This window comes from Pseudomonas urethralis, from assembly GCF_021602465.1.
GTDB lineage: Bacteria > Pseudomonadota > Gammaproteobacteria > Pseudomonadales > Pseudomonadaceae > Aquipseudomonas > Aquipseudomonas vlassakiae.
This window is the reverse complement of the sequence record NZ_BQIJ01000005.1, coordinates 166,100-177,934: the sequence shown is the minus strand read 5'-3', so window position 1 is coordinate 177,934 and position 11,835 is coordinate 166,100. Positions and strand designations below refer to the sequence as shown.

Here is an 11,835-nt window from a genome sequence, read left to right as displayed (position 1 = left end):
ATGGATGTTGTATCAGAAGAACTGGGCCAAGGCCTGGTTGGCATTTGGGTTGATCTGGTTCCTGGCAGCGATTGCCTTGGCTCCCAGCAACAAGCTGTATCAGCAAGGCATGATCTTGTTCCTGTGGCTGCCCACGTTGGTAGTGGCATGGTCGGCGAGACGTATTCTGGTAGATGCCTGGCGGCATCAGCCCGCGCTGTGGGGGGCGTTGGCGCTGTTGTTGGCCTGGGGCGCGCTGAGCATGGCCTGGTCAAATAATGAACAGTTTTGGCGCGAAGGCAAGCGGCTGCTTTACATTCTGCTGTTCTTGCTGGCGTTCCCAATCATAGGGCAGTTGGGGACGCACCGTATTCGTCAGTTGTTACGAATAGGGGCCGTATTGCTGGCGATTGCCGCGCTGATCTCGATTGTCAGGTTCTACGGTGTCCAGGCCATGCCGCTGGTTGCTCGCCTGGAAGGCATCGGCGAGATTTCGCACCCGATCCTTGGCGCCTATGTCGTCGGCATCGCGGCTTTGCTGCTGCTGTACGATCTTCCACGGCAGCCTGCCTTGCGCCTGGGGTGGCTATTGGCACTGGCCTGCCTGGCCGCATTTGTCGCCTTGAGCCAGAGCCGTGGCGCGGTACTGGCACTGATCATCCCTGTGATCCTGGCCCCCCTGTGGTTCCGTGACAGGCACAGCCAGCTCATGGCGCTGCTCGCAGTGGTCAGCACCGGGCTGGCTTTCTACGTCGTCTACGACCTCATCGCCTTGCGTGGCTCGTCCTTCCGTCCCGAAATTTTCAGCTCTGCGCTGCACATGATCAGTGAGCACCCATGGGGTGGGTTGGGGCTGGGTGCTTATTACAAGGTAGAAGCCGCGGGTTTGCAGTTCGATCACACCCATAACATGTTCACCCATGTTGCGGTTGAACTGGGGTTGCCCGGGATGCTGCTGTGGATTGCCGTGTGGCTGTTCGCCCTCGGCGAGATCGTTCGGGCGCGCGGCACGCTCTTTGGCAAGATTCTGCTCAGCCTCTGGATCTACTCGACCATGGCCATGCAATTCGACGCCGCCAGCCTCACCACGACGCCCCGTGCGGAATGGTTCGTCAGCTGGCTGCCAGTTGGCCTGGTCATGCTATTGCCATGGGTACGTGCCGAAAATGACGCCTGTGGTAAAATTTCTGGTTCAACCTGAACAGCGAGCTCGATGATGGCCGAAACACCGCTACCGGCGGAGCACAGCTCCAGCCTGAAGATCTACTTCCGGCTGCTGAGCTACGTGAAACCCTATGTCGGCATTTTCCTGCTGAGCATTGTCGGTTTTGTGATCTTTGCTTCGACCCAGCCCATGCTGGCCGGGATTCTCAAGTATTTCGTCGACGGGCTGAGCAACCCGGAAGCGGTACTGTTCCCCAATGTGCCCTACCTGCGCGACCTGCAGCTGCTGCAGGCGGTTCCGCTGCTGATCATCCTGATCGCTGCGTGGCAGGGCCTGGGCTCGTTCCTGGGTAACTATTTTCTGGCCAAGGTTTCCCTTTGCCTGGTGCACGACCTGCGCGTCGAACTGTTCAACAAGCTGCTGGTGCTGCCCAATCGCTACTTCGACAACCACAACTCGGGCCACCTGATTTCGCGGATCACCTTCAACGTGACCATGGTCACCGGTGCTGCCACCGATGCGATCAAGGTGGTGATCCGTGAAGGCCTGACGGTGGTATTCCTGTTTGGCTACCTGCTGTGGATGAACTGGCATTTGACCCTGGTGATGGTCGCCATCCTGCCGGTGATCGCGGTGATGGTCAGCATTGCCAGCAAGAAATTCCGCAAGCAGAGCAAGAAAATCCAGTCTGCCATGGGCGACGTGACGCATGTCGCGTCCGAAACCATCCAGGGTTACCGCGTGGTACGCAGCTTCGGCGGCGAAGCCTACGAGCAGCAGCGCTTCGGCAATGCCAGCCAGAGCAACACCGACAAGCAGCTGCACATGACCAAGACCGGCTCGTTGTACACGCCGCTGCTGCAGTTGGTGATCTACAGCGCCATGGCAGCATTGATGTTCCTGGTGCTGTTCCTGCGCGGTGAGTCCACCGCCGGTGACCTGGTGGCCTACATCACGGCGGCGGGGCTGTTGCCCAAGCCCATTCGCCAGCTGTCGGAAGTCAGCTCGACCATCCAGAAGGGCCTGGCGGGTGCAGAGAGCATCTTCGAGCAGCTGGACGAGCAGCCGGAGATCGACACTGGCACCGTCGAGAAGGAGCGAGTGGAGGGCCGGCTTGAAGTGCGTAACCTGAGCTTCACCTATCCTGGCACCGAGCGCGAGGTGTTGAGCGACATCAGCTTCGTCGCCGAGCCTGGGCAGATGATCGCGCTGGTTGGGCGTTCGGGTAGCGGCAAGTCGACCCTGGCGGCGCTGATACCGCGTTTCTATCATCATGACCAAGGGCAGATCCTGCTCGATGGCGTGGAGATCGAGAACTATCGCCTGCGCAACCTGCGTCGCCATGTGGCCCAGGTGACCCAGCACGTCACCCTGTTCAACGACACCGTGGCCAACAACATCGCCTATGGCGACCTGGCTGGCGCCCCGCGTGCCGATATCGAAGCGGCTGCCGCAGATGCCTATGCCAAGGAATTCGTCGACCGACTGCCAAAAGGCTTCGATACCGAAGTCGGTGAAAACGGCGTGCTGCTCTCCGGTGGTCAGCGTCAGCGCCTGGCGATTGCCCGGGCGCTGTTGAAGAACGCCCCGCTGCTGATCCTCGACGAAGCCACGTCGGCGCTGGATACCGAGTCCGAGCGGCATATCCAGGCCGCTCTGGACCACGTCATGCAAGGCCGAACCACGCTGGTGATCGCCCACCGCCTGTCGACCATCGAGAAGGCCGATCAGATCCTGGTGATGGACCAGGGCCGCCTGGTCGAGCGCGGTACCCATACCGAATTGCTCGCGGCCAATGGCCATTATGCCCGCCTGCATGCCATGGGCCTGGATGAGCCGGCCAAGGCCGATATCACCTGACCCACCTTGATCGGGGCCTTATCGGCCCCGATTGTCACGGGGATTTTCCAGGGTGCATCTGGCCGTAAAGCCGTCGACTACCCTGTGCTAATATCCTGCCCCTGTTCATTATTTCCATATGGGTTGCCCATGAAGTTGTCCATGCCGCGTTTCGATCAAGCCCCGGTACTGGTGGTCGGCGATGTCATGCTCGACCGCTACTGGCATGGCGGTACTTCGCGTATCTCGCCTGAAGCGCCAGTGCCGGTGGTCAAGGTCGATCAGATCGAGGATCGCCCCGGCGGCGCGGCCAACGTTGCCTTGAACATCGCCGCCCTCGGCGCACCCGCCTCACTGATCGGTGTCACCGGCCAGGATGAGGCCGCCGACAGCCTGGCCAACAGCCTGCAGGCCGCTGGCGTGCGTTCGGTATTCCAGCGCATCGCGCATCAGCCGACCATCGTCAAGCTGCGGGTCATGAGCCGTCACCAGCAACTGCTACGCATCGATTTCGAAGAGCCGTTCGCCACCGACCCACTGTCGCTTGGCGCGGAAGTCGACACGTTGCTCGAAGGCGTCAAGGTCCTGGTCCTGTCCGACTACGGCAAGGGTGCGCTGAAGAACCACCAGAGCCTGATCCAGGCCGCTCGTGCCAAGGGCATTCCCGTGCTGGCCGACCCCAAGGGCAAGGATTTTTCCATCTACCGAGGCGCCAGCCTGATCACCCCGAACCTCAGCGAATTCGAGACCATTGTCGGCCGCTGCGCCGATGAGGCCGAGCTGGTCGCCAAAGGCCTGCAGTTGCTTCAGGACCTGGACCTTGGTGCGCTGCTGGTGACCCGTGGCGAGCATGGCATGACCCTGCTGCGCATTGGCCAGCCGGCGCTGCACCTGCCTGCCCGCGCGCGTGAAGTGTTCGATGTGACCGGTGCCGGCGATACCGTCATCTCGACCCTGGCGGCTGCCATTGCCGCAGGTGAAGACCTGCCCCACGCGGTGGCCCTGGCCAACCTGGCTGCTGGCATCGTGGTCGGCAAGCTGGGTACCGCCGCGATCAGTGCCCCGGAACTGCGCCGGGCGATCCAGCGCGAGGAAGGCTCCGAGCGAGGCGTGTTGGGCCTGGAGCAACTGCTGCTGGCCATCGACGATGCGCGGGCGCACAAAGAGAAGATCGTCTTCACCAACGGCTGCTTCGACATTCTGCACGCCGGGCATGTCACCTATCTGGAGCAGGCGCGTGCCCAGGGTGACCGCCTGATCGTCGCCGTCAACGACGATGCGTCGGTCAGCCGCCTGAAGGGGCCGGGCCGTCCGATCAACAGCGTTGACCGGCGCATGGCCGTGCTGGCCGGCCTGGGGGCGGTGGACTGGGTGATCAGCTTCCCTGAAGGCACGCCGGAAAACCTGCTGAGTCAGGTCAAGCCGGATGTGCTGGTCAAGGGCGGTGACTATGGCATTGACCAGGTGGTAGGTGCCGATATCGTCAAAGGTTATGGCGGCACCGTGAAGGTGCTGGGGCTGGTCGAAAACAGCTCGACCACAGCCATCGTCGAGAAGATCCGCAAGAACTGATCGGGCCCTGGGTCGTTTTGGCGGCCCCTGTGGGAGCGGGCAAGCCCTGGCATATCACTTGTGAAGTGAAGTGCGGGCCCGCTCCAGCAGCGCTCGTGCCTTATTGCCAAAGCGCTGCAAAGGCGAAGCCGGCGCCACCTTGCGCTCGACCAGCCCCTGCTGCTTCACCCAGTCCTTCCAGCGAATCCGCTCATCGGCCACCACCCAGCCGTCCTGCCGGGCAAAGCTCTCGGCCAGGTACAGCCCGCGGGTACTCGCCGGCACAAGCTCATCCTTCTTGAGTGTGTAAAGCTCCGCCAACGGTTGACCATCCTGTACCGGCATCAGGTACAGATCCGGTCGCTTGCGGTTGAGCCGTGCCACCAGTTGGTCGCCTTCCAGGCGCTCATCGACATGGAACAGGCTAAGTGTCTTGGCCTCCCTTGGCACCTGCAGGCGCATGTCGTAGATCAGCTGCAGTGAAGCCGTTGGCAGGTGCACGTAGGCCCGCGGCCGTTCCAGCAACATCAGGTTGCCGCAGTGCACCGGGCGGGCGGCCCCTGATTCCGGCATCAGCACGAACGGCAAGGCTTCACGGTAATGCAGTGCGGCGGCGTAGGGGGCGGGCAGCCAGGTGTCGTTGAAACGCCCGCTCAGCCAGCCTTCCGGGGTTTCCAGCAGGCATTCTTCAGCGACCTCCTGCACGGCGGTGTGCAGCGGCAGGTTCAGTTCCTGAGCGGGGACATAGCCGGAAATCAGTTTCAGGACCACATCCCCGCGGTCCTGGCGGCGCTGCCTCACCAGCACCCAGTAGTCACGGTGCTGCCAGTGCAGGGTCAGGCGTACCGAAACGCCCAGGTTGGCCAGTTCGACCACGAAGCGCTGCTTGTCGGCAAGCTGGATGGCGCGCCGCCGTTGCTGGGTCTGGGCGAAGTTCAGGGGCATGCCGATGCTCTGGTAGACCAGGCCTTCGGGGGTGGCTTCGACATGCAGTGGCAGTGTCTTGAAGTTGCTCGGGTTCTTGCGGATCAGCGTACGCGCCACGAGGCTCCTCCTTGCGTCGGGTCATTCACCAGGCCCAGCTTGGGAGAGTGAAAACTCAATGCTGGCCCAGGATGCGGGCGACGGTGGCCACGTTGTGGGCCAGGTGCAACGGATTGATGGTGCCGACGATAGCACTGCTCACGCCCGGGTGGGCGAACAGTAGCTCGAAGCTGGCTTGCACCGGATCGACCCCCGGTGCAAGGCAGATGTGCCCGCTGGCCAGTGCCTTCTTTACCAGAATGGCTTTGCCGTGTTCGGCAGCGTAGTCCAGCACCGGGCGTTCTGCCTGCTCGTTGAGGTTGTAGGTGACCATGGCGCAATCGCCTTGCTCCAGTGCCTTCAAGCCACCGGCGACCGTCTTGCCGGAGAGGCCATAGCCGAGAATCTTGCCTTCCTGCTTGAGCGCGGCCAGGGTCTGGTAGACCTCTTGCTGCTCGAGGATTTCCAGATCATTGCCATCGGAGTGCACCAGCACCAGTTCGATGCGGTCAGTTTCCAGCCGGCGCAAGCTGCGCTCCACCGAGCGGCGGGTGTGGGCGGCGCTGAAGTCGAAGCTGGACTGACCCTCCTCGAACTCCTCTCCCACCTTGCTGACAATCACCCATTCATCGCGCTGGCCGCGTAGCAACGGCCCCAGGCGCTCTTCACTGCGGCCATAGGCCGGGGCGGTGTCGATCAGGTTGATACCCAGCTCGCGAGCCTGGGCCAGCAACATTCGCGCTTCGTCATCGCCGGGGATGGTGAAGCCATTGGGATATTTGACGCCCTGGTCGCGGCCCAGCTTGACCGTGCCCAGGCCCAGTGGCGAAACCGTGAAGCCGGTGCTGCCCAGTGGGCGGTGCAAGCCATGCAAGGTAGGCAAGGTCATGGCAGCAGTTGCTCCCAGGCCGGTACACCCAGCGCCGGGCGCGGCAGGCCGGAAAGGTCGGCCTGCGCTGCCGGGCGCACGCCATCGCGATCGAGGCTGGCCAGTACGCGGTCACTGAAGTCTGGTGCCAGTGCCAGTTTGGTCGGCCAGCCCACCAGCAGGCGTTGCTGTTCGGCAAGGAAGGCGTTGTCGGGGCGGACCAGGCCGGACTGTGCCGGCTCGGCGCGATCGACGCGCAGGGTCGCCCAGCGCACCTGGCTTTGATCGACCCATGGCAGCAGGCTGGCGATTTCCTTCTGCGCTGCGGCAATCTGTGCGGCAGGCTCGCGAGCCACGCCGTCGGCTTCGGCGAGATCGCCGCCCAGGTACCAGACCCACTGGCCGTCGGCGGCCGGGTGGGTGGTGACGGTTACACGCGGTTTCGGCCCACCGCCCAGGCAGTGTGCATAAAGCGGCTTGAGGTTTGGCCCTTTGGCCAGGACCATGTGCAACGGACGGGTCTGCATGGCGGGTTGCTCCAGGCCCAGCGCATGCAGCAGCTGTTCGGTGCCAGCGCCGGCGCTGAGGACGATGCGCTGGGCGCGGATTTCGCGGCCGTCGATGCGCAGGCCAGCCAGCTGTTCGCCCTCGCGCAGCGGTTCGATCCGTTCGCCCGCGAGCAGGCTGTTGCCGGCCAGTTCGGCCAGGTTCGCCAGCAGGCTCGGCACGTCGATCACCAGCTCTGCCAGGCGGTAGACCTTGCCCTTGAAGCCACGATCCTGCAGGGCCGGCGGCAATTGCTCGCCTTTTACCTGATCGACCCGGCCACGCACCGCCTTGCTGGCAAAGAAGCTGGTCAGGTTGCCGGCCAGGGTGCCAGGCGACCACAGGTAATGCGCGTCGGACAGCAGGCGGGTGCCGGTCAGGTCCAGTTCGCCGCTGCCGTTGATCGCTTCGCGCCAGCGCCGCGGCATGTCGGCGATGGCTTCCGAGGCACCGGTCAGGGCGCCATGCAGGGCGTACTTGGTACCACCATGGATGATGCCCTGGGACTTGATGGTCTGCTCGCCGCCGAGGCTGGCGCGCTCCACCAGTACTGTCGAGTAACCCAGGCGACGCAGGCGGGCATTGAGCCAGAGGCCTGCGACCCCGGCGCCGACGATCAGTACGTCAGTGGAAATGGCGGTTGGCATGGCGGTACCTCGAAGACTGGGACAGCTGGCAAGTATACAGGCTGCCTCAGTGCCCGGCAGTTTTGGAAAACAGCTGAATCACAACCACGCCACCCACGATCATCGCCATGCCCAACATGGCCGGTACATCCAGCTTCTGCCCATAGACCACCAGCGCCGCCACGCTGATCAGCACGATGCCAAGGCCCGACCAGATCGCGTAGGCGATGCCCACTGGAATGCTGCGCACCACCAAGGTCAGCATCCAGAACGCGATCCCGTAGCCAACCACCATCAATAGCAACGGCAACGGCGTGCTCAGCCCCTTCACGGCCTTCATGGAGGCGGTGGCGATGACTTCGGCGCAAATGGCGATGGCGAGATAGGTATAGGCGTTCATGGCAGGATCCTCCGGTTACTGGCTGGGCATTCTAGAGGTTACCCAGATGCGGTAAAGTCATTACCCATCCATATGAGAGATAGGTAGATGGCTGAGCAATGGAACCTCGAGCAATTGCGGACCTTTCTGCGTGTCGCCGAATTGCGTTCGTTTTCCGCGGTGGCCCGCGAACAGCGCAAGGCCCAATCGGCCATCAGCAATGCCATCGCGCTGCTGGAAACCGACCTCGGTGTCACGTTGTTCGAGCGCAGCAGCGGGCGCCAGCCGAAACTGACTGAAAATGGCACGGCGTTGCTGGAAGATGCGCGCGAACTCTTGCGCCAGTGCGAACGCCTGGATGGTCGTGCCCTGGCGTTGATGCGAGGCCAGGAAGCCCTGTTGCGGGTTGCCCAGGACGAGGCGATGCCGTATCAGCCGGTGATCGACAGCCTTGACGAGCTGGCTAGCCGTTACCCTTATCTGGAAGTGCAGCTGGCCAGTGGCGCCCAGGGTGACGTGGCGCGCAAGCTGGCCGAGCGCCGTGCCGACCTGGGGTTGTTCTTCCACCACGAGAGCATCCCGCCATCACTGGAGCGTCGCGCCTTGGGCAGCGTGGAAATGGTCACCGTGTGCGCGGCAGGTCATCCGCTTGCTCGCGAAGGTCAGGTCACCCGCCAGCAACTGGCCCGTCACCGGCAATTGCTGATCACCCCGCAGCAAAGTGGCTACCCCGGCGGCGAAGCGATCAGCCCGCAGGTCTGGCGCGCCGACAGCTTCTACGCCATGGCTGAGCTGCTGATGCGTGGCCTGGGCTGGGCCTGGCTGCCGCGGCATGTGGTGCAATACCCGACCTACCAGGCGCACATGGTCGAGCTCGACAGCGAATGGCGCCCGCCTGCACTGGTGGCCGAACTGGCCTGGCGCCGCGATGCACCGCTGGGCCCGGCTGCGCAATGGCTGGCCGAGCGCTTTGCAGTGCACTTGCGTGCGATCGGGTAAACTCCGCGGCCATGAACAGAACACTCTATACCTTGCTGTTTCATCTGGGCCTGCCGCTGGTTGCGCTGCGCCTGTACCTGCGTGCTCGCAAGGCACCGGCCTACGGCCAGCGCATCGGCGAGCGCTTTGCCTGTAGCCTGCCGGCCATGCGCCAGGGCGGGATCTGGGTGCATGCGGTGTCGGTCGGCGAAAGCATTGCCGCCGCACCGATGGTGCGTGCGCTGCTCAAGGCCTACCCGGACCTGCCGATCACGCTCACCTGCATGACCCCGACCGGCTCCGAGCGCATTCGCGCGATGTTCGCCGATGAGCCGCGCATCCAGCATTGCTACCTGCCTTATGACCTGCCATGGGCGGCCGGACGCTTTCTTGACCAGGTGCGCCCGCGGCTAGGCATCATCATGGAAACCGAACTGTGGCCCAACCATATCCACCAATGCGCCAGGCGCGGCATTCCGGTGGCCTTGGCCAATGCCCGGCTGTCCGAGCGCTCGGCCCGTGGCTATGGGCGCTTTGCCAAGCTGACCTGGCCAATGCTGGGCGAGATGAGCCTGATCGCCGTGCAGACCGAAACCGAGGCGCAACGCTTCCGTGAGCTGGGCGCGCGTCCCGAGTGCGTTAAGGTGACCGGCTCGATCAAGTTCGACCTGAAGCTCGATGATCACTTGCAGCCCCGTGCCAAGGCACTTCGCGAACAGTGGGGTGCCAACCAGCGCCCGGTGTGGATCGCTGCCAGTACTCACGAGGGTGAGGATGCCTTGATCCTGCAGGCGCACCGGCAGCTGCTGCAGGTACATGGTGACGCGCTGCTGATTCTGGTGCCGCGTCATCCTGAGCGGTTCGATGCCGTGCATGCCTTGTGCGCCGGGCAGTTCGCCACGGTGCGTCGCTCTGTCGGCACACCGGTGGATGCCCGAACGCAAGTGTTGCTTGGCGACACCATGGGCGAGTTGCTGTTCCTCTATGCCCTGGCCGACATCGCCTTCGTCGGCGGCAGCCTGGTGGCCACTGGCGGCCATAACCCGCTGGAGCCCGCAGCACTGGCCCTGCCGGTGCTCATGGGGCCGCATGTATTCAACTTCCTTGAAATCAGCGCGATGCTGCGCGAGGCGGGGGCGTTGCAACAGGTCGATGATGCCGACGGGCTGGCCGAGGCGGTGCGGCGGTTGATCGAATTGCCGCAGGATTCGCAGCGCATGGGCGCGGCGGGCAGGGCAGTGATGCAGGCCAATCAGGGCGCCTTGCAGCGCTTGCTGGATGGCCTGGGCAAGCTTCTCGGCTGATTTTTGTGTTGACTTGCGGGTATACCCGCCCCCACAGGATTATTGCAAGGCTTCAGACCTGTGCTGCACCTGTGGGAGCGGGTTTACCCGCGAAGAAGCCAACGGCGGTCTCAAGGCCTGCGCTCGAAGTTTTTCGCAGCGGCGGCCGCCAGGTCCGGTGGCAGGAAGTCCTTGTCCGGGTTGTAGTCCGGTTTCAGGTACTGCTTGAGGTCCTGCAGGTCCTGCGGGCTCAAGGTCCCAGCCGCCTGTTTCAGGCTCAGGTTGTCGAGGATGTAGTCATAGCGGCTGTTGTTGTAGTCGCGTACCGAGGTGTACAGCTGGCGCTGGGCGTCGAGCACGTCGACGATGTTGCGGGTGCCGACCTGGTAGCCGATTTCGGTGGCTTCCAGGGCGCTCTGGTTGGAGATGATCGACTGTTTGCGTGCCTGGACCTGCTCTACGTCGGTGTTCACCGCGCGGTGCAGGTTACGCGTGTTCTCCACCACCTGGCGGCGCAGGCTTTCCCGCTGCTGTTCGCTCTGGCTGAGGCGCTGGTAGGCCTCGCGTACCTGCGAACTGGTAAGGCCGCCGCTGTAGATCGGAATGTTCAGCTGCAGGCCGATGCTGGTCTGCTCGACGTCCCCGCTGTAACGCTGGCCGAACGGCGACGGGTTGGTGAAGCCCAGGCTGTCGTTGTCGCCTTTTTCGTACTTGGCCACCGCATCGAGGGTCGGCGCATGGCCGGCTTTGCGCTGGCGCAGGGTTTCTTCGGCGGCGGCAACCGCGTGGTTGGTGGCCAGCAGGTTGAGGTTCTGGCGGCCGGCGGTTTCCACCCAGGCCTTGGCGTCGTTGGGGGTCGGCACCTTCACCGGTAGCGTGTGCACCACACCCTGGATCGAGGTGTATTCGCGGTTGGTCAGAGTGACCAGGGCCTCGAAGGCATCCTGCACCTGGCGTTCGGCGATGATCCGGTTGGCCCGGGCGGTATCGTAGCTGGCCTGGGATTGCAGCACGTCGGTCTTGTCGGACAGGCCGACGTCGAACCGTTCGTTGGACTGGTCCAGCTGGCGCTTGAAGGCGGCTTCTTCAGCTTTGGTCGCCGCCAGGTTGTCCTGGGCGCGCAGCACGGAGAAGTAGTCCTGCGCAGTCTGCAGGATCAGGTTCTGCTCGGTAGCCGACAGTTGCAGCGCTGCCTGCTCGTTGACCGCTTCGGCAGCCTGCAGCTGGAACCAGCGATCCGCGCGGAAGATCGGTTGCGCGAGGGTCGCGCTCCAGGTGTTGCCACTGCGGTTGGTGGTGGCTGATGGGTGGTCGATCTTGGTGCGGGCATTCATCATCTCGGCGCCGGCCGAGAGGTTTGGCAGCAGGCCGGCACGCGCCTGCGGTACCACTTCTTTCTGGGCGCCATAATCGGCACGGGCGGCAGCAAGATCGGCGTTGTTATCTACCGCTTCCTGGTAAACGCTGACCAGATCGGTCCTTACCGTCGTGGGCATGTCCGCTGCCCAGACCACTCCGTTGGACGCACAAGACACGGCTATCGCCAGTGAAAGTTTGCGCAGCATAGAGGCAATCCTTGTACGAAATTTAATTACTGA

General features: G+C 63.4%; 10 protein-coding genes. 5 read left to right on the top strand and 5 right to left on the bottom strand.

The features are described from left to right. Positions 1–4 precede the first annotated feature (4 nt). The 3 genes from L6D64_RS10645 (at position 5) to hldE (ending at position 4,555) form a co-directional block, all read left to right on the top strand. A complete protein-coding gene (locus L6D64_RS10645; protein WP_176509976.1) occupies positions 5–1,180 on the top strand; it encodes an O-antigen ligase family protein in 1,176 nt (391 codons plus the stop codon). A gap of 15 nt (positions 1,181–1,195) precedes the next feature. After that, a complete protein-coding gene (gene msbA, locus L6D64_RS10640) occupies positions 1,196–3,004 on the top strand; it encodes a lipid A export permease/ATP-binding protein MsbA (RefSeq protein WP_176509977.1) in 1,809 nt (602 codons plus the stop codon). Positions 3,005–3,133: 129 nt separating this feature from the next. Beyond that, on the top strand, positions 3,134–4,555 hold the full coding sequence (hldE, locus tag L6D64_RS10635) for a bifunctional D-glycero-beta-D-manno-heptose-7-phosphate kinase/D-glycero-beta-D-manno-heptose 1-phosphate adenylyltransferase HldE (RefSeq protein WP_176509978.1): 1,422 nt from the start codon (positions 3,134–3,136) through the stop codon (positions 4,553–4,555). Positions 4,556–4,609: 54 nt separating this feature from the next. Here the strand turns inward: hldE and L6D64_RS10630 are convergent, their stop codons facing one another. The 4 genes from L6D64_RS10630 to L6D64_RS10615 are packed head-to-tail and all read right to left on the bottom strand — an operon-like array spanning position 4,610 to position 7,997. Beyond that, on the bottom strand, positions 4,610–5,578 hold the full coding sequence (locus L6D64_RS10630) for a metal ABC transporter ATPase (protein ID WP_176509979.1): 969 nt from the start codon (positions 5,576–5,578) through the stop codon (positions 4,610–4,612). 55 nt (positions 5,579–5,633) lie between these two features. Then, a complete protein-coding gene (locus L6D64_RS10625) occupies positions 5,634–6,446 on the bottom strand; it encodes an aldo/keto reductase (protein WP_176509980.1) in 813 nt (270 codons plus the stop codon). Continuing rightward, positions 6,443–7,618, bottom strand: a complete 1,176-nt coding sequence (locus L6D64_RS10620; protein WP_176509981.1) for an NAD(P)/FAD-dependent oxidoreductase — start codon at positions 7,616–7,618, stop codon at positions 6,443–6,445. Before L6D64_RS10620 ends, L6D64_RS10625 begins: the two co-directional genes overlap by 4 nt. A gap of 46 nt (positions 7,619–7,664) precedes the next feature. Further along, on the bottom strand, positions 7,665–7,997 hold the full coding sequence (locus tag L6D64_RS10615) for a DMT family transporter (protein WP_054887895.1): 333 nt from the start codon (positions 7,995–7,997) through the stop codon (positions 7,665–7,667). An 87-nt stretch (positions 7,998–8,084) separates the two neighbouring features. Here L6D64_RS10615 and L6D64_RS10610 point away from each other — a divergent pair, with 87 nt between their 5' ends. Continuing rightward, positions 8,085–8,975 carry a LysR family transcriptional regulator gene (locus tag L6D64_RS10610; RefSeq protein WP_176509982.1) on the top strand — a complete coding sequence of 297 codons (891 nt, stop codon included), beginning with the start codon at positions 8,085–8,087 and terminating at the stop codon, positions 8,973–8,975. Between the two features lie 11 nt (positions 8,976–8,986). Continuing rightward, positions 8,987–10,258 carry a lipid IV(A) 3-deoxy-D-manno-octulosonic acid transferase gene (gene waaA, locus L6D64_RS10605; protein ID WP_176509983.1) on the top strand — a complete coding sequence of 424 codons (1,272 nt, stop codon included), beginning with the start codon at positions 8,987–8,989 and terminating at the stop codon, positions 10,256–10,258. Positions 10,259–10,368: 110 nt separating this feature from the next. On the opposite strand, the gene L6D64_RS10600 is transcribed toward waaA, so the two are convergent. Beyond that, entirely contained in the window at positions 10,369–11,802 is a 1,434-nt protein-coding gene (locus L6D64_RS10600; RefSeq protein ID WP_176509984.1) for a TolC family outer membrane protein, read from the bottom strand. Positions 11,803–11,835: the final 33 nt, after the last annotated feature.

Excerpts from the sequence above, each read along its gene's own strand:
- L6D64_RS10645 (WP_176509976.1), top strand. The coding sequence starts at position 5 with ATGTTGTATCAGAAGAACTGGGCCAAGGCCTGGTTGGCATTTGGGTTG.
- msbA (WP_176509977.1), top strand. The coding sequence starts at position 1,196 with ATGGCCGAAACACCGCTACCGGCGGAGCACAGCTCCAGCCTGAAGATC.
- hldE (WP_176509978.1), top strand. The coding sequence starts at position 3,134 with ATGAAGTTGTCCATGCCGCGTTTCGATCAAGCCCCGGTACTGGTGGTC.
- L6D64_RS10625 (WP_176509980.1), bottom strand. The coding sequence starts at position 6,446 with ATGACCTTGCCTACCTTGCATGGCTTGCACCGCCCACTGGGCAGCACC.
- L6D64_RS10620 (WP_176509981.1), bottom strand. The coding sequence starts at position 7,618 with ATGCCAACCGCCATTTCCACTGACGTACTGATCGTCGGCGCCGGGGTC.
- L6D64_RS10615 (WP_054887895.1), bottom strand. The coding sequence starts at position 7,997 with ATGAACGCCTATACCTATCTCGCCATCGCCATTTGCGCCGAAGTCATC.
- L6D64_RS10610 (WP_176509982.1), top strand. The coding sequence starts at position 8,085 with ATGGCTGAGCAATGGAACCTCGAGCAATTGCGGACCTTTCTGCGTGTC.
- waaA (WP_176509983.1), top strand. The coding sequence starts at position 8,987 with ATGAACAGAACACTCTATACCTTGCTGTTTCATCTGGGCCTGCCGCTG.
- L6D64_RS10600 (WP_176509984.1), bottom strand. The coding sequence starts at position 11,802 with ATGCTGCGCAAACTTTCACTGGCGATAGCCGTGTCTTGTGCGTCCAAC.